This is a genomic window from Kribbella sp. VKM Ac-2568 (assembly GCF_004345365.1).
Classification (GTDB): domain Bacteria; phylum Actinomycetota; class Actinomycetes; order Propionibacteriales; family Kribbellaceae; genus Kribbella; species Kribbella orskensis.
Genome location: NZ_SLVF01000007.1, coordinates 201,446 through 217,505, shown reverse-complemented (window position 1 = coordinate 217,505; position 16,060 = coordinate 201,446). Strand labels below are relative to the sequence as shown.

Sequence of the window (16,060 nt, the reverse complement as noted above, 5' to 3'; positions counted from 1 at the left end):
TGACCGGCGGTCGGCCGGAAAATCACCTGACGTGCCCTTGGGGCCGGATCTACTCTTGGGGCATGGCTACTTGCCTCTGTGTCTAGCTGCGCGACCCGCTTCCACACCAGAAGTGCGTCCACCAGCTACCACGGAGAGTAACCAACATGATCACCGTCCGCGGTGTCGACATCCGCGTCGGCGCCCACCTGTTGTTGTCCGACCTGTCCTTCCACATCAGCCCCGGCGACCGCATCGGTCTCGTCGGCCGGAACGGCGCGGGCAAGACCACCCTGCTGAAGACCCTGGCCGGCGAGGAGCGCCCTGCGGTCGGCTCCGTCAGCGCGACCGGTTCCATCGGCTACCTGCCGCAGGACCCGCGCGCCGCCGACCCCGACATCACGGTCACCGCCCGGATCCTGTCCGCCCGCGGCCTCGACGTCGCAGTACAGCGGCTCCGCAAGGCCGAGGCGGCAATGAGCCACGCCGTCGGCGAGGCCCAGGATCGCGCGATGGCTGCGTATGCCCGTGCCGAGGCGCAGTTCCAGGCCGGTGGTGGCTACGCGGCCGAGGCCGAGGCGGCCCGGCTGGCGGCCGGCGTCGGTCTGCCGAACCGTGCGCTCGAGCAACCCGTCGGGGAGCTCTCGGGCGGCCAGCGTCGTCGGGTCGAGCTGGCCCGCATCCTGTTCGCCGAGCACGACACCCTGCTGCTCGACGAGCCGACCAACCACCTGGACGCCGACTCCGTGCTGTGGCTGCGGTCGTTCCTGCTCGGCTACCAGGGCGGCCTGGTCGTGATCAGCCACGACCGCGACCTGCTCGCCGCCACGGTCAACCGGGTATTCCACCTGGACCCGCAGCGCACCACGATCGACATCCACAACACCGGCTGGAAGAAGTACCTCGACCAGGTGGAGACCGACGAGCGCCGCCGCGCCCGCGAACGCAGTACGGCTGAGCGGAAGGCGGCGGTGCTGCACGCCCAGGCGGACAAGATGCGCGCGGGAGCGACCACAGCCGTGGCCGCCCGGAACATGGCTCGTCGCGCGGACAAGCTGCTGTCCGACCTGGAGCCGGTACGCCGGGTGACGCGGGTGGCCCGGATCAGGCTGCCCGACCCAGCGCCGTCCGGACGGACCCCGCTGGGCGCGATCAGCCTGACCAAAGCGTACGGCGGACTCCAGGTGCTCAACGGCGTCGACCTCGCCGTTGACCGAGGGAGCCGGCTGGTGATCCTCGGGCTCAACGGCGCGGGCAAGACCACGCTGCTGCGGATCCTGGCCGGCCGGGAACAACCCGACTCCGGCCGGGTGGTCCACGGGCACGGGCTGCGGCTCGGGTACTTCGCTCAGGAGCACGACACGCTCGACCTGGCCGGCACGGTCCGGCAGAACCTGGCGTCCGTGGCTCCCGGGCTGACCGACGGGGAGGTCCGGAACGTGCTCGGGTCCTTCCTGTTCAGCGGCGACGACGCGGACAAGCCCGCCCGGGTGCTCTCGGGTGGCGAGAAGACCCGGCTGGCCCTGGCCGGCCTGGTCCACTCGGGCGCGAACGTGCTCCTGCTGGACGAGCCGACCAACAACCTCGACCCGGCCTCCCGCGACGAGGTACTCGGCGCAGTCGGCAACTACCCCGGCGCGATCGTCATGGTCACCCACGACGAAGGCGCCATCGAAGCCCTCCGCCCCGACCGCGTCCTCATCCTCCCCGACGCCACGGAAGACCTCTGGACCGACGACTACCTAGACCTGGTCTCCCTGGCCTAACCCCCTACCCACGGACCGCCGTACCCGCCACTCCGCGAGTACGCCGGTCCGTGGCTCGGTGGGTACGTGTGTTCACGGTTTCGGCCAGTACGTCGGTACATGGGGTGGGGTGCTCGTCCCGGCGTGAGTGCGGGTGGTTCCCCGGGCGAGAGTGCGGGGTTCCCCGGCATGGGTGCGGGGTTCCCCGGCATGCGTGCGGGTGTCTCGTCTGGCATAGGCCGAGGTGGTACGCGGTCTCCGCTGCGTGATGGTGCTAGTCGTGCTGGTGTGCGTCAAGAGCGCTCCGCGTCCCTTCGGGATCGAAACAAGTTTCGACTCTTGACCCACCCCATCCCGACCAGGGAAGGACGCAGCTACGCGGATCCCGCGGAGGGGTCTGAGCCGGTCCGGGGTGGTGCTTTCGGGGGTGGGTGTACGGACCGACAGGTAGTACTGGGGTGGTCGCGGAGGTTCCAGGTGTGGGTGGCGCGTCGGGGTGGTATGTGTAGCGACTACTTCCGGTCCGTCGGTACGCCAGCGGCCCCGGGGATGGGTTTTCGTCCCGGTGGGTGGTGGTTGTGCCCGATTCGGGGGCTGGTGCTGGCGGGTTGTTCGACCACTGGCAGGTCGTTCGACCACTGGCGGCTTGTTAGGCGCCAGCGGCCGGACAACCCGTCATCGGGAGGCCGATCGCCGGCCCGGGTCCGCCGGCGGCACAGGTGCCGTGCAGTTGTGGGGACCGCGGACACCTTTTTGGGGGTGTGACCGCCGGTGGCGGTGCGGTTGGGGGGACCTCGGACACGGTGTGGGGCCCTGGGACAGGTCATGTCGTGTCCGGGGTCGCGACTTGGTGTCCGAGCCCGCACTTTGTGCACGCGTTGAGTGTCCGGGTCGCCGGGATCGGCTCAGGGTGGTGCACAAGGTGCCGGTTTCGGGAGGCCCCGCTTCCCCTCCGGGCAAAGGAACACCCCGAACTACCCGGCGATGCAGCTCCCCGAGCTTCCAAGCGAGGCAGCTCCCCGACGTTTGGGCGAAGGAACTCCCTGGGCCTTGTCGCCACACCTCTGAGCGGCTCCGGGATAGCTGCGTTCCTTCCCTGGTCGGGGTGGTGTGGGTCCAGAGTCGGAACTTGTTCCGATCCCGAAGGGACGCGAAGCGCTCTTGACGCACACCACCCCGACTAGCACCATCACGCAGCCCGGGGACGCAACCACCCGCGCTAATACCGATGGCAGCACCTCCGCCTGTCCTGGTGGGACGACGTCCGCCTGTACCGAGGCAGAACCCTCACTTGTTTCGGCGGTGTCTACCTCCGCCTGCCTCGCGGGAGCGATTCCTTTCGCGCCTGGCTCTGGTCTGTCTATCGACGGAGGGTTCTGGAGAAAGGGAGGCAGACTGGTGCAGGTGGCGGTTTCGGAGGAGTTTGTCGGGGCGACCGAGTCGTTCCGGCGGGAGTTGGTGGCTCACTGCTACCGGATGGTCGGGTCGGTCGATGACGCCGAGGATCTCGTGCAGGAGGTCTATCTGCGGGCCTGGCGGGCGTGGCGGAAGTTCGAGGGGCGGGCATCCGTGCGGACGTGGCTCTATCGGATCGCCACCAACGCGTGCCTCAGCGCTCTGCAGCACCGCGACCGGCGGTACGTGCCGTCCGGGCTTGGCGCGCCCGGGGATGATCCTCACGCGCCGGTCGAGCTCGCGGCGTCGGGGACGAAGTGGGTCCAGCCGATTCCCGACGCGATGGTCGATCCGGCGGAGATCGTGGCCGAGCGCAACAACCTTCGGCTGGCGCTGATCGTCAGCCTGCAACATCTTCCGCCGCAGCAGCGCGCGGTGCTGGTACTGCGGGAGGTGCTCGCGTTCTCCGCGGCCGAGGTGGCGGAGATGCTCGAGCTGAGCGTGCCCGCGGTGAAGAGCAGCCTGCAGCGAGCCCGGGCCACCTTGGCCGAGCTGGAGGCCGACCGCGAGACGATCACCGAGCCCACCGACGCTCGCGCGACCGAGCTCCTCGACGCCTACCTCGCCGCCTTCGAGCACTCCGACCCGGCGGAGCTGGAGAAGGTCCTGCGTCGCGACACCGTGCTCGAGATGACCCCGGCACGCACCTGGTTCAAGGGACTCCGGACCTGTATGCCGTTCTTCGCCGCCTCCGCGCTGGGCTCACCCGGCGACTGGCGGATGCTCGCAGCCAAGGCCAATGGACAACCCGCGGCGGCGGCGTACCGGCGTACCGGAGCAGGGGTTTACGAGGCCTTCGGGATCGCGGTGCTGGAGGTGGCGGAGGACGGGATCGCCCGGATCACCGTGTTCGGTGACCCGGGCTTGTTCCCCGTCTTCGGCTTCCCTGCGATCGCTAGCCCCGGTCCGACTAGCGCAGGTCCAGCTGGTCGGTGAGCCAGGCGAGCCTGTCGTCCTTGGCTTGCTGGTTGAAGAAGTGTTCGGCGGTCTCGTAGAGGCTGACGGTCGCCTTCGGGTTGGCGGTGCTGAAGGCAGCCCGGATCTCCGGCGAGACGAAGATGTCGCGGCCGGCCCACTGGAAGTAGACCCGCTTGACACGGCCGACCGTGTCGATCGGGTCGAGGCCGGTGAAAACCTTGCGGTAGGCAACGGCCTGGTCCGCGGGCAGCCCCAGCCAGTACTTGTCGAACCAGTTGGCCCAGGTCGCGTCACCCGCCATGAAGACCAGCGCGTGTGCCCGGCTCTTCAGCATGGATCCGTACATCGCGCCGTAGTCGTGCCCGATCACCGCGGTCCGGCGCGGATCAACCCCGTCCTGCCGGAGCAGGGCCTGGTACGCCGCTTCGACCGCGGCGAGCTGGTTCGTCACCTTGGCGCGGTCCGAATTGTCGCCGATCGGGTCACCCTCCCAGGGGAACGTCAGCTGAGGCAGGATCGCGACCGCGCCTCGCCCGGCGAGTGCGATCGCCTCGGCCAGGAACTCGGTCCGGTTCTGCGTCGAGTTCGGCGGCGCGAACCAGTGCAGGTAGAGCGCACCCGCCAGTTTCTCCGAGCGGTCCACGTGCGCGGGCCGGACCAGGTACGCCGTGACCGGTGCCTGCCCCTTCACCGGGATCTGGATGTCCGTCACCACCATCGGGTTCGGCTGCCTCGGCCGGTCGAGCTGCCCCGCGTTCGATGCACCCGCCGCGGTGACGCCCAGTATCAGGGCACCCACCACGGTCGCCACCAGGAATCGCTTCATCCCCACCCCTTTGATCATCAGTTGCTAAAGTCTGTTGATAACTGATGACGGTAGAGCGGGCTGGGTGCACGGTCAAGGCCGGGGGAGGATGTGCGGCGTGAGCAGAGTGCCGACGGCTGATCCCTTGCTGGGCTTCGTGCTGGACTTCTGCAACACCTACGACCTGCTCGAGGATCCGCCCGATCGGTTGAGCATGCCGCTAGTCGCCCGCCTGGCCGATCGCTCGGAACTCCCGCCGCCCGGCCTGGCCGACGATGACCTCGAGCGCGTGCGCGCTGTACGGAACCAGCTCTACGAGGTCTTCGCCGCGGACTCCATGGACGCGCAGATCGGCGTACTGAATCGGCTCTTCGACTCGTACGGCGCTACGCCGCGGCTGGTGGAGAGGCGATCGACTTCGGCGGCGTTGGGGACTTCGGCGCCTCGGCTGGCGGCGACGGGTGGTTCCGATCCAGTGGCCCGGCTGGCCGTGGCGTCGGCCGACGCGCTCGCGCGGGCGATCGCCGAGGGCGCGGGGGACCGGTTGCGGACGTGCGCGGGCGATCCCTGCCGGTGCGTGTACGTCGACCGGAGCAAGGCGAACCGGCAGCGCTACTGCTGCGAACTCTGCAACGACCGCATGGCCTCCGCCGCCTATCGCCGCCGCAAGGCCGACTAGCGGCGCAAGCCCCGGCTAGCGGTGCTCGTTTGACTAGCGGCGCAAGCTCCGGCTAGCGGCGCTCCGGCTAGCGGTGCTCGTTCGACTAGCGGCGCAAGCCCCGGCTAGCGGCGCTCCGGCTAGCGGTGCTCGTTCGACTAGTGGCGCTTGTCCGGTTAGCTGAGGGCGCGGACGGCGAGGTTGGTGAGGGAGTCGGCGTAGGCCTGGTCGAGCGGGTTCGTCTGCAGCAGCCAGCGGTGGTAGATCGGGCCGAAGATGATCTCCACGGCCACGTCGAGGTCGAGGTCGGCCGAGAGTTGGCCGGCCTGCTGGGCTGACTCCAGTCGTCGCTTGGTCGCCGCCAGTTGAGGACCGAGCATCCGCTCCAGCACGCTCTCGCTCAGAGCCGGCTCGTGCTGCATGTCGATCATCAGCGCCCGCAGGGTGGCCGAGGTGTTCGCGTCGGCGAACTCGTCGACTGTTGCCCGGAGCACCTTCCGTAGATCGGCGGTGAAGTCACCGGTGTCGGGCAGTTCGACCTCGGCCTGCTCGGCCAGCAGTGCGTCCAGGATCACGGCGCCCTTCGACGGCCACCAGCGGTAGATCGTCTGCTTGCCGACTCCGGCCCGCGCGGCGATGCCCTCGATCGTGGTCTTGCCGTAGCCGAGCTCCGCCACCGCCGCGGTAGCCGCGTCGAGGATCGCGGTCTGCGCCCGGTCGCTGCGGCGCTTGCTGTCTGGACTCTTCACAGACGAGACGATACGGTTCGTCTCGTAAGAACACAAGAACTCGCTCGCTCGATTAGTAAGGGGCCGCACATGACGCAACGCCTGTGGTTCGTCACCGGCGCAGGGCGTGGACTCGGCCGCGCCTTCACCGAGGTCGCGCTGGAGCACGGCGACCGGGTGGTCGCGACGATCCGCCGCGACGGGGTGCTGGACGACCTCGCCAAGGAGTACGGCGACCGGCTGATCCCGCGCCGGCTCGACGTCGCAGTACGGGACGACGTTTTCCGGGTCGTCGATGAAGTGGCGGCGACGGTCGGTACGCCGGACGTGGTCGTCAACAACGCCGGATACGGTCTGGTCGGGGCGGTCGAGGAGTTGTCCGAGGAGGAGATCCGGGCGCAGTTCGACGTCAACCTGTTCGGCGCGGTCTGGGTGACGCAGGCGGTGCTGCCGCATCTGCGGGCACGTGGATCGGGCCGGATCGTGCAGGTCTCCAGCGTCGGCGCGGTCGGGCATCTGCCGTTGTTCGGCGCCTACAACGCGACCAAGTGGGCGCTGGAAGGGCTGAGCGCCGGACTTGCCGAGGAGGTCAAGCCGCTCGGCATCGGCGTCCACCTGCTGCAACTCGGCGGCTTCGCCACCGACTGGGCCGGCTCGAGCATGCGCTTCACCACCGCCGACCTTGCGTACGACGGAACCCGCACAGCCATCCTCGGCATGCCCGGTTACCCCACCCCGGAAATGATCCAGGCCGCCGCCGACCAAGCCGCGGCGGAGGGTGCCGCGGGCGGAGGGGCCGCGGCGGAGGGTGCTGCGGGTGAAGGGGCCGCGACGGAAGGCGCTGCGGACGAAGGGGCCGCGGCGGAGGGTACCGGAGACGAAGCGGCCGCGGCGGAGGGCGCTGCGGGCGAAGTGGCTGCGGAGGAGATGGCGGTGGATGAGGAGCCGCGGGTGGCGGCGGAGGCGTTGCTGGCGTTGCTCGACGAGCCGGAACCGCCGCTGCGCAAGGTGATCGGCGCGGGCGCCCACGAGATGGTCCGGATGGCCCTCGGCTGGCGGCGAGACGACTACGAACGTGACCCGGCGTTCGTCTGGCCGGACGCATCTCAACCCGTGGGTTGAGAGCGGGATCCATCCGGGTCCAACCCGAGGGCCGACGTCCGGTGCGGTGGTTCCGGCGAGTCTGGAATCGCCAAACTCGCCGGAAAGGAACTGTGATGTCGGTCAACCTCCTGCTGGGCATCCTGATCGGGGCTCTCGTCGTGGTCCGGGTGATCGGCCGCCAGGTGCGCGGCTCGATGGTGACCCAGAAGTCGCTGGTGGTGATGCCGCTGATCCTGGTCGCCGTCGGCCTGCTGACCGCGCGGGACGCGTTCAGTGCGGCGACGCCCGGCGAACTCGCGTTCTTCGTCTTCGACGTGGTCGTGCTCGTGCTGATCGGCTTCGCCCGCGGTGCCAGCACCCACTTGTCGCAGCGGGAGGGAGGCCTGTACCAGAAGGGCACCGGCCTCACCCTCGCGCTCTGGCTGCTGACCATCGCCATCCGCGTCGGCGCGGGCCTCCTCGGTTCCGCGATGGGCCTGAACGGCTCGCTCACCAGCACCGCCCTGCTTCTGACCTTCGGCCTCACCATCGCGGCCCAGAACGTGGCGGTCTACCTGCGAGCGCAGCGCCTGAACATCCCGCTGGCAGCCGAGCGGGCATGATGACGGTATGACGGAGCTGCCGCATCCAGACCTTGAGCGAACCGTGCGAGAGGGCTGGCTGCAGCAGACGTGGCACCGGCTGGTGGCGTTCTGGAACTCGCCCGTTCCGGGAACCGTGCTCCGGCTGGTGCCGACCGGCCTGGTGATCGCGACGCTGATCCGCACAGCCGGTTCGCCGGAGCGCCGCCAACTGCCGTTCCCGGTCATCTTGTTGCTCGCAGCAATTGTTGTGCTGGGCAACCTGGCGATGCTCCCTCTGCGGTACGGCGAACCACTCGGCCGGCGCCGCGCGATCGGCCTGCTGGCGTTCGTGATCGCCGGGTCGCTGCTCTGGTTCGCCTTACCCGACAGCGTCCTGGTGGTCCTCCCGTTCTGGGCGGTCCGGACAGCCGTCCGCTACCGCATGCCCGGCCCGGTCGAGATCATCGTCGTACTGCTCGGGATCGTCGGTGCCAGCCTGCCGATCCTGCTCAACCACGGCTCTCCTGGCGGAGCCGTCGGTACTGCGGTAGGCGCCGTCGCGCTGCTCCTCGCCTCCATCAACCGCCGGGTCCGGGAACAGCAGCTCGACGACCTCCAGGTATCCCTTGCCCGCAAGCAGGCCGCGATCGAGGAGCACAGCCGCGCGGCCGCTCTGGCGGAACGTGCCCGGATCGCGCGGGACGTGCACGACGTACTGGCTCACTCGCTGGCCGGGTTGTCCCTCAGCCTGCAGGGTGCGCGGTTGATGCTGGTCCGCGATGGCGCATCGGAGGAGGCGATCGGCCAGGTCACCCGGGCGCAGGGGCTGGCGGCGGAGGGGCTGGCCGAGGCAAGGCGTGCGGTGGCGACGTTGCGCGAGGACGCCGTCCCCGACGTCCGGGCGCTGTCCGATCTCGTCACGGCATTCAGGCTGGAGTGCGGTGGCGCGGCGACCTTCGAGGTAGAAGGAGAGCCGCGGGAGTTGCCGGCCGAGGCGATGATCGCGTTGTACCGGGGGTTGCAGGAGGCGCTGACGAACACCCGCAAGCACGCGCCGGGCGCTGCGGTCGAAGTACGGCTGGCATCTGAGAGCGGGCGGACTGCGCTGACGGTGGAGGACCATCCCGGCAGGCCTCCGGCGCGTGTGGTCGGGGGCGGCTACGGTTTGGTCGGGATGCGGGAGCGTGCCGAGTTGATCGGTGGCAGCCTGGAGGTCGGTCCGACGGAGGACGGGTGGCGAGTTCGGTTGGTGGTGCCGGCGTGAGCGATCTGCGGGTGGTGGTCGCGGACGACCAGACAGTGGTCCGCGACGGCCTGGTGACGCTGCTGCGGCTGCTGCCGGGGATCGACGTGGTCGCCGCGGCTTCGGACGGGCAGGAAGCGGTGGAGCTGGTCGCCGCGCACAAACCGGATGTGCTGCTCGTCGATCTGCGGATGCCCCGCTGCGACGGGGTGGAGGCGACCAGGCGGGTGCGCGCGGAGTACCCGGGCACTGAGGTCGTCGTGCTGACGACGTACAGCGACGACGACTCCGTGCTGGCCGCGCTGCGCGCCGGAGCGCGCGGGTTTCTGACGAAGGACGCCGACGCGGAGTCGATCGGGCGGGCTCTGCAGGCGGCCGCTGCCGGCCAGTCGATCGTGGATGGTGACGTCCAGCGCCGCCTGGTCGAGGCGAGCACCGCCGTACCGACTCCGCGGGATGCGGCGGCGGACGGGCTGACGCCGCGCGAGACCGAGGTACTGCGGTTGATCGCGGCCGGGTTGTCGAACACCGAGATCGCGCGGCACCTGGTGGTCAGCGAGGCCACGGTCAAGACCCACATCAACCACCTGTTCGCCAAGGCGGGCCTGCGGGACCGCGCGCAGGCCGTCGCCTACGCCTACCGCCTCGGCCTCGGCTAAGCCGCCCCACCTGACGGCCCGGCTAGTGCCGCCACAACGTGGCTGAGCTAAAGCCGCTCCTCCAGGTGGACGGTGATCTCCTCGCCGGGCGACTTGCCGATCAGCTTGCGGAGCTCGCCTTTCACCGGCAGCTTGTGGGTGCCGTCGCCGAGGGCCATGAACGAGCTCTCGAACGGGTGGCCGTCCATCGTGCCGCGGACCTTCACCAGCCCGCGGGTTCCGAAATACTCGGCCGAGCCGGGCATCTTGACGTAGGTCCAGCCACCCTTGGCCGGGCTCTGCAGCAGCGGCGCCGTGAACTGCTTGTCCAGCTTGGTGCTCATGGTGGTTCCTCTTCCTGACCGGGTTTCAGTGTGCCTTCACCCAGTACGTGGAAGCCACCGGCCCGCTTTCGACAACGAGTGGAAGGATGGGCCGGTGACTTCTTCCTTGACGGTACGACGGGGCGCCCGGGCGGACGTGGACGCGGTGCTCAGGCTCCTTGACGGCGCGACCGAATGGCTGGTGGCGCGAGGGCGGACCGACCAGTGGGGGACCGAGCCGCACTCGACCAATCCGCGACGGATCGAGCAGATCAACGGCTTCGTCGATGACGAGGGTTTGTGGGTCGCGGAAACCACGGACGGACGCGTCGTCGGCGCGCTCGCGGTGGGCGCGGCGATGCCGTACGTGCCGCCCGCGACCCAGCCGGAGTTGTACGTCCGCCTGCTGGTGACGGACCGCGCCTCCAGCGGGACCGGCATCGGTACCGACTTGCTGGAGCACGCCCGCTCACTGGCGCGTGGGCTCGGCGTGGACCTGCTCCGGGTGGACTGCTTCGCCGGTGGCGACGGCGCCCTGGTCCGGTACTACGAGAAGCAGGGGTTCACCCGCGCCGAGCAGTTCGCAGTACCGGTCAAAGACTCGGAATGGCCTGGTCAGATTCTGTTCCAGCGGCTGTGATCGTGCCGGTGGCGGGTCGATGGACCACGCCGTGCGCGTCGCTGCAGTGCACGTCCCACTCGTCGCCGGAGGCATGGTCGACCTGGAGCGTCGAGTGCGTCAGCTGGTGCCGCTCGGCGAGTAGCGCCTCGATCTGACCGCGGATCTGGTGACAGTCCAGGCCCTCGCGGACCAGGATGTGCGCCGACGCCGCCGGCTCGCCCGAGGTGATCTCCCAGACGTGCAGGTCGTGCACCTCGACCACCCCCGGTACCGCGCACAGCTCGGCGCCGACCGCGGCCGGATCGAGGCCCGCGGGTGCTGCCTCGAGGAAGATCCGGCCGGAGTCGCGGACCAGGCCGATCCCCGCCTTGAGCATCAGCGCGGCGACGATCAGCGCGGCGATCGAGTCGGCCTGGGCGAAGCCGGTGAGCAGCACGACCAGACCGGCGATCGCGGTCGCGACGAAGGCGAACAGGTCGTTCAGGATGTGCTGGAAGGCGCCCTCGACGTTCAGGCTCGAGCGGTTCGCCTTGCTGATCAGCCAGGCCGCGATCAGATTCACCACGATGCCGACGACACCGGTGATCAGCACCAGCGCGCCTTCCACCTCGGGCGGGTGGATCATCCGGTTGATCGCCTCGTACACGAAGAACGCCGCCAGCAGCAGCAAGGTGATCCCGTTGGCCTGCGCGGACAGGATCTCGACCCGCTTGAGCCCGTAGGTGAACCCGCCGGCCGGGGGCCGTGCGGACAGCCGGATCGCGATCAGCGCGAGGGCGATCGCGGCGGCGTCGGTGAGCATGTGCGCCGCGTCCGTGATCAGCGCCAGCGACCCGGCCGCAAACCCGACGATCACCTCGGCCGCCATGAAGGCGAGGATCAGCGCGAGCGCGCCACTCAGCAACTTCCGGTCGGCATCAGCCTTGACGCCGTGCCCGTGCCCATGGCCGTGACCGGCGCTTGTGGTGGCGCCGTGGCCGGGGCTCGGGGTGGCACTCTGGCTGGCGCTCGAGGTGTGGCGGTGGTCCTGGCCGGCGGTCATGAACTGCGCTCCGGGTGGATCGCGTCGGTGTGCTCGGTGTGGGCGACCGCGAGGTCGACCAGCATCCGGACGTGCGCGTCGTCGAGCCGGTAGTAGGCCATCCGCCCGTCCCGGCGGACCGAGACCACGCGGTGGGCACGCAGCAACCGCAGCGCGTGGGAGGTCGCGGACTCGCTCATCCCCGTCACCGCGGCGAGATCGCAGACGCACAGTTCGCCGTCCAGGAGCGCGACCAGCAACTTCAGCCGCCGCGGGTCGCCGAGCAGCCCGAACACATCGGACGTGTCGACGACATCCTGCTCCGAAGGCATCCTGGCATGGACGGCCGCCACCTGCTCCGGATCGACCAGCCGCACGTTGCAGGCGTCGATCGGGGCTGGAGCTTGCACATCTGCAGAACTCTTCATACGTCGACGGTATCCGATCCGCCCGCCCCACGCGAGTCCCCGCGGTGAGGACCGGGACCAGCCTTCCGACAAAGACTGGTCCCGGTCGGTCAGGAGGTCAGGACGGAAGGTCGTTCCGTACCTCGTGGGCCGCGTCGACCAGGTGCTGCAGGGAGTCGCGGACCTCTGGCCAGCCGCGGGTCTTCAGGCCGCAGTCGGGGTTGACCCAGAGGCGTTCGGCCGGGATCGCGGCCAGGCCCTTCCGGAGCAAGGAGACGATCTCGGGCGTGCCGGGCACGCGGGGTGAGTGGATGTCCTCGGTCACGGCGGCGACGCGTGCGCGCACATCGCGGCGGTTCGTCAGCGCCGAACCGGCTCGTGCCTCTAGCGCCGCGCGATTGGCGGTGAGCTCGGCCTCGATCGCCTCCGTACCCTCGGTGATTCCGCGGGTGAGCGTGACGATCTCGGCCGTCTTCTGCCGGGCGAACGCGAGCCAGGCAAGGACCTCCGGGTCGATGTCCTTCTCCGCCGCGACATCCAGCGGGACGTGGAGCAGCGAGCAGGACGAGCTCACGTCCACCTGCCCGGCGATCCCCATCAGCGTGGCGAGAGTGGACAGCGACCTGGAAAGGTCGTTGATCCAGATGTTGCGGCCGTTGACGACGCCCGCGACCAGCCGCTTGTGGCGGAGCCCGGCGACCGACGCGAGCGCGTCTAGGTTGGCCGCGGCGGGCCCGGTGAAGTCGAGCGCCAGACCTTCGACAGGCGCCTTCGCGAGCACGGGCAGCGCCTCGCCGAGGCGATCGAAGTACGACGCCACCAGGAGCTCGGGCGATCCGTGAGCCCACCCAGCACTGCGTACGCGCGGGCGGCGGCGTCCAGTTCGTCGGCAGTACGGTCCTGGACGAGCGCGGGCTCATCCAGCTGCACCCACTCGGCCCCGGCCGCGCGCAGGTCCGCCAGGATTTCTCCGTACGTCGTAAGGAGTTTGTCGAGGAGACACAGCTGTTCGAAGCTGTCGGGAACACCGGATGCGCGTTTCGCGAGCAGCAGGTAGGTGACCGGGCCCACGAGAACCGGCCGGGCCTTGAGACCCAGCGCGACCGCCTCCTGCAGCTCGGCGACCTGCTTGGTCAAGTCGGCCGTGAAGACGGTGTCCGGGCCGAGCTCGGGGATGAGGTAGTGGTAGTTCGTGTCGAACCACTTCGTCATCTCCAGCGGCGCGAGTTCCTGCGTCCCGCGCGCCATCGCGAAGTAGCCGTCCAGCGGGTCCGCCTCAACGGCAGCGCGGTACCGGTCGGGGATCGCGCCGAGCATGACGGTCGTGTCGAGCACGTGGTCGTAGTACGAGAAGTCACTGGTCGGGACCTCGTCGATGCCGTCGGCGGCGAGCTGCTGCCAATTGGCTCGGCGGAGTTCGGCGGCGGTCTGCCGGAGGGCATCCGCGCTGACGGTGCCCTTCCAGTAGCCCTCGATGGCCTTCTTCAGAGATCACCACGCGCGCCGGGCGCACGTGGGCAGTGGCAGGTCTTCGGACTCGCGGGCACGCCTGTCGCCAGACACCTAGTGGCCGTCGCTTCCCAGACCCGGAGGCCGGAGCGCTCATGAGATCGACCGAGCTCCTCGACTCCAAGGAGGCGTTCCTGCTCTCCGCGGTGAAGCCTGCCCTCGAGCGACTGGATCAGGCGAAGTAGCCCGCGACCTCCGGCCAGGCGGTGGTTCGGCAGTAGACGGGGACGATCTCCAGGGGGACGTCGCGCGTGGTCAGGCCGTGCGGGACTTGCTCGCCAGTCCAGACGTCGATCCAGTCGCCTTCCGGGAGGTACGTCGTCCAGATGGTGGCGCCGGGTTCCAGGACCGGGTTGACGAGGAGGGCGTCGCCGAGGAGGTACTGGTGGGGGTGGTTCCAGATCTCGGGGTCCTCGGCGTAGTCGAAGAAGAGGGGGCGCATCAGTGGGCGGTCTGTGGTGATGGTCTGCGCGGCCCGGGTGGTCAAGTAGGGGACGAGGCGTTCGCGGAGTCCGGCGAAGGAGCGGAAGAGGGGGATCACGCGGTCGTCGCCGGTGGTCTCCGCCACGTGCCAGGGGGTGCGGTCGCGGAGCGGGAGTTGGTGGTGGTTGAACTCCGAGTGGTACTGCATGATCGGCATGAAGACCGACGCCGCCGCGGCGCGGACGTAGAGCTCGGCGTCGGGGACGGGTCCGGAGAAGCCGGCCAGATCCCAGCCCCAGTAGACGATTCCGCACGAGGCCGCGGTCAGACCGGCGGTCACCGAGGAGCGGAACGCCTCCCAGGTCGAGTCCTCGTCTCCGGCCCAGAAGATGCCGTGCGCCTGCGACCCGGTGAACCCCGATCGCGAGAACGTGACCGGCGCCTTGCCGGCAGACCGCAGCAGGTCACCGAAGGTACTGGCGTAATGCACCGGGAACAGATTGTTGCCCTCGTCACCGAGTTTGCCGTCGGCGTAGACGAGGTCGTGCCCCCAGGCGTGCTCGCCGCCGTCGGTCTTGAATCCGTCCACATCCAGCTCCTCGACGAGGTAGCGCCGCTTCGCAGTCCACCAGTCGCGGGTCCGTTGCACGGACAGGTCCGGCATCAGCGCCTTCGGGAACCACCAGCCGCGGTTGTGGTACGCCGTACCGTCCGCGTCGAGCACCGCGTGTCCGTCCCGGACCATCGCCTCGGCATCGGATGCCACCTGGCCGGTGCTGAACTCCGTTTTCTGCAAGGGGATCTGCCACAGGATCACCTTGACCCCGCGCGCGTGCAGCTCATCGATCATCGCCTTCGGATCGGGCCACGCGCCGTCAGCGCGGTACTCGAAGTCCCCGGCCTGGTGCGCGCCGCCGTCGGCGTTCACCTCGTACCGCGCGTCGCGCCAGATGGTGATTCCTTCTTCGTCGCTCCATGCCTCGATCACCACCGCGCCGACCGGGATCGCCAGGTCGCGGTGTGCGTCCATCCGCGCCATCACCAGATCCTGCGTGTTCCACTCGTTGCCCGAGGCCCACAACCGGAAGACCCACGACGGCAGCTCCTCAGCCCGCCCGACCTCGTCCAGGAACGCTTTCAGTACTGCGGTCGCCGACCCCTCGTAGATGCCCAGGTCGACCACAGACTCGTCGCCAAGGGCCACCTCGACGGTGAGGTTGCTGTCATCCGACGAGTACCACGTACGCCGAGACGTCCGCACGTGGAATCCCCAGCCATCGCCCGATCCGCTCACCACATGAGCGAAGGGCATCGGCAGATACGTCCGCCCATGCACGCCCTGGGACTTGTACTGCTCGAACACCACGGCATCGAGTGATCGCCCCCGCTGGTCGAGCGCGTCATACCGCTCCCCGAACCCCACCAGATGCTCATCCGGCCGCAACAGCATGCTGAACCTCGCCCGGTGGACTCCAGCAGCCGACACCAACCACTCGACACACTCCACGCGACCCTCGCCACCTCGCAGCTCGCCACCCTCAGAAGCCCAGGCAGCGGGCGCCACCTCGAACCACTCGGTGGTCTCGACCGTTGTGCCGTAGCCGTGGAAGCGGTACTTGGTGGGCTCGGTCACCGGCGGGGTGACGACCGACCAGCCACCGTCTGCGCCGAGGGACGTCGCCTGGGCTTCGGCGAGGTGACCTTCTCCGCCCGCGAGCGCGGCGGCATCGGCGGTGTCTGCCTTGGCCGGCGTCAACGTCAACTCGGTCGCGCCCCATTCACAGACCACGCGCTCGACGTCGGGTGACACCACGACACCGAGTCGGACCTGCTGTCCGGCCAATGGCAGTACCGGTACGCGCTGGTCCGGGGAGACGGCGTACGGGTGTTCGATGCCGAACGGGCGGTGCGTGATCATG

The 16,060-nt window shown here is 69.3% G+C and carries 16 protein-coding genes; 8 read left to right on the top strand and 8 right to left on the bottom strand.

Features of this window, described 5'->3' with window-relative positions; translation table 11 throughout:
* Positions 1–146 precede the first annotated feature (146 nt).
* A complete protein-coding gene (locus tag EV648_RS21845) occupies positions 147–1,745 on the top strand; it encodes an ABC-F family ATP-binding cassette domain-containing protein (RefSeq protein ID WP_132294730.1) in 1,599 nt (532 codons plus the stop codon).
* A 1,383-nt stretch (positions 1,746–3,128) separates the two neighbouring features.
* Positions 3,129–4,115: an RNA polymerase subunit sigma-70 gene (locus EV648_RS21840; RefSeq protein WP_241995462.1), complete on the top strand. Its 987-nt coding sequence runs from the start codon at positions 3,129–3,131 to the stop codon at positions 4,113–4,115.
* Here EV648_RS21840 and EV648_RS21835 read toward each other — a convergent pair.
* Entirely contained in the window at positions 4,090–4,923 is an 834-nt protein-coding gene (locus tag EV648_RS21835) for a S9 family peptidase (RefSeq protein ID WP_132294727.1), read from the bottom strand. The genes EV648_RS21840 and EV648_RS21835 overlap by 26 nt on opposite strands.
* Positions 4,924–5,020: 97 nt before the next feature.
* On the opposite strand from EV648_RS21835, the gene EV648_RS21830 reads away from it, so the two are divergent.
* Positions 5,021–5,581 carry an ABATE domain-containing protein gene (locus EV648_RS21830; RefSeq protein WP_158294044.1) on the top strand — a complete coding sequence of 187 codons (561 nt, stop codon included), beginning with the start codon at positions 5,021–5,023 and terminating at the stop codon, positions 5,579–5,581.
* 155 nt (positions 5,582–5,736) lie between these two features.
* Here EV648_RS21830 and EV648_RS21825 read toward each other — a convergent pair whose 3' ends face one another.
* Positions 5,737–6,309 (bottom strand): TetR/AcrR family transcriptional regulator, encoded by a 573-nt coding sequence (locus tag EV648_RS21825; protein WP_132294721.1) that lies wholly within the window; start codon positions 6,307–6,309, stop codon positions 5,737–5,739.
* 69 nt (positions 6,310–6,378) lie between these two features.
* On the opposite strand from EV648_RS21825, the gene EV648_RS44190 reads away from it, so the two are divergent.
* From EV648_RS44190 to EV648_RS21800, 4 genes are all read left to right on the top strand, one after another.
* Entirely contained in the window at positions 6,379–7,410 is a 1,032-nt protein-coding gene (locus tag EV648_RS44190; protein WP_241995460.1) for an SDR family NAD(P)-dependent oxidoreductase, read from the top strand.
* A 95-nt stretch (positions 7,411–7,505) separates the two neighbouring features.
* Positions 7,506–7,994 (top strand): DUF1453 family protein, encoded by a 489-nt coding sequence (locus tag EV648_RS21810; protein ID WP_132294718.1) that lies wholly within the window; start codon positions 7,506–7,508, stop codon positions 7,992–7,994.
* A 7-nt stretch (positions 7,995–8,001) separates the two neighbouring features.
* Positions 8,002–9,219: a sensor histidine kinase gene (locus EV648_RS21805; protein ID WP_241995459.1), complete on the top strand. Its 1,218-nt coding sequence runs from the start codon at positions 8,002–8,004 to the stop codon at positions 9,217–9,219.
* Entirely contained in the window at positions 9,216–9,857 is a 642-nt protein-coding gene (locus EV648_RS21800; protein ID WP_199234748.1) for a response regulator transcription factor, read from the top strand. The genes EV648_RS21805 and EV648_RS21800 overlap by 4 nt, the downstream gene beginning before the upstream one ends.
* A gap of 47 nt (positions 9,858–9,904) precedes the next feature.
* Here the strand turns inward: EV648_RS21800 and EV648_RS21795 are convergent, their stop codons facing one another.
* Positions 9,905–10,180 carry a DUF1905 domain-containing protein gene (locus EV648_RS21795; protein ID WP_132294712.1) on the bottom strand — a complete coding sequence of 92 codons (276 nt, stop codon included), beginning with the start codon at positions 10,178–10,180 and terminating at the stop codon, positions 9,905–9,907.
* A gap of 94 nt (positions 10,181–10,274) precedes the next feature.
* Here EV648_RS21795 and EV648_RS21790 point away from each other — a divergent pair, with 94 nt between their 5' ends.
* Positions 10,275–10,799: a GNAT family N-acetyltransferase gene (locus EV648_RS21790; RefSeq protein ID WP_241995457.1), complete on the top strand. Its 525-nt coding sequence runs from the start codon at positions 10,275–10,277 to the stop codon at positions 10,797–10,799.
* On the opposite strand, the gene EV648_RS21785 is transcribed toward EV648_RS21790, so the two are convergent.
* The 5 genes from EV648_RS21785 to EV648_RS21770 form a co-directional block, all read right to left on the bottom strand.
* Positions 10,753–11,823 (bottom strand): cation diffusion facilitator family transporter, encoded by a 1,071-nt coding sequence (locus EV648_RS21785; RefSeq protein ID WP_241995455.1) that lies wholly within the window; start codon positions 11,821–11,823, stop codon positions 10,753–10,755. The two genes, EV648_RS21790 and EV648_RS21785, sit on opposite strands and share 47 nt — an antisense overlap.
* Positions 11,820–12,230, bottom strand: a complete 411-nt coding sequence (locus EV648_RS21780) for a helix-turn-helix transcriptional regulator (protein WP_132294706.1) — start codon at positions 12,228–12,230, stop codon at positions 11,820–11,822. The genes EV648_RS21785 and EV648_RS21780 overlap by 4 nt, the downstream gene beginning before the upstream one ends.
* Before the next feature lie 97 nt (positions 12,231–12,327).
* Positions 12,328–13,029: a hypothetical protein gene (locus EV648_RS43330; RefSeq protein ID WP_199234747.1), complete on the bottom strand. Its 702-nt coding sequence runs from the start codon at positions 13,027–13,029 to the stop codon at positions 12,328–12,330.
* Positions 12,924–13,685, bottom strand: a complete 762-nt coding sequence (locus EV648_RS43325) for a hypothetical protein (protein WP_255512862.1) — start codon at positions 13,683–13,685, stop codon at positions 12,924–12,926. The genes EV648_RS43330 and EV648_RS43325 overlap by 106 nt, the downstream gene beginning before the upstream one ends.
* Before the next feature lie 205 nt (positions 13,686–13,890).
* Positions 13,891–16,059, bottom strand: coding sequence for a TIM-barrel domain-containing protein (locus tag EV648_RS21770; protein WP_132294703.1), 2,169 nt, complete (start codon positions 16,057–16,059; stop codon positions 13,891–13,893).
* Position 16,060 lies beyond the last annotated feature (1 nt).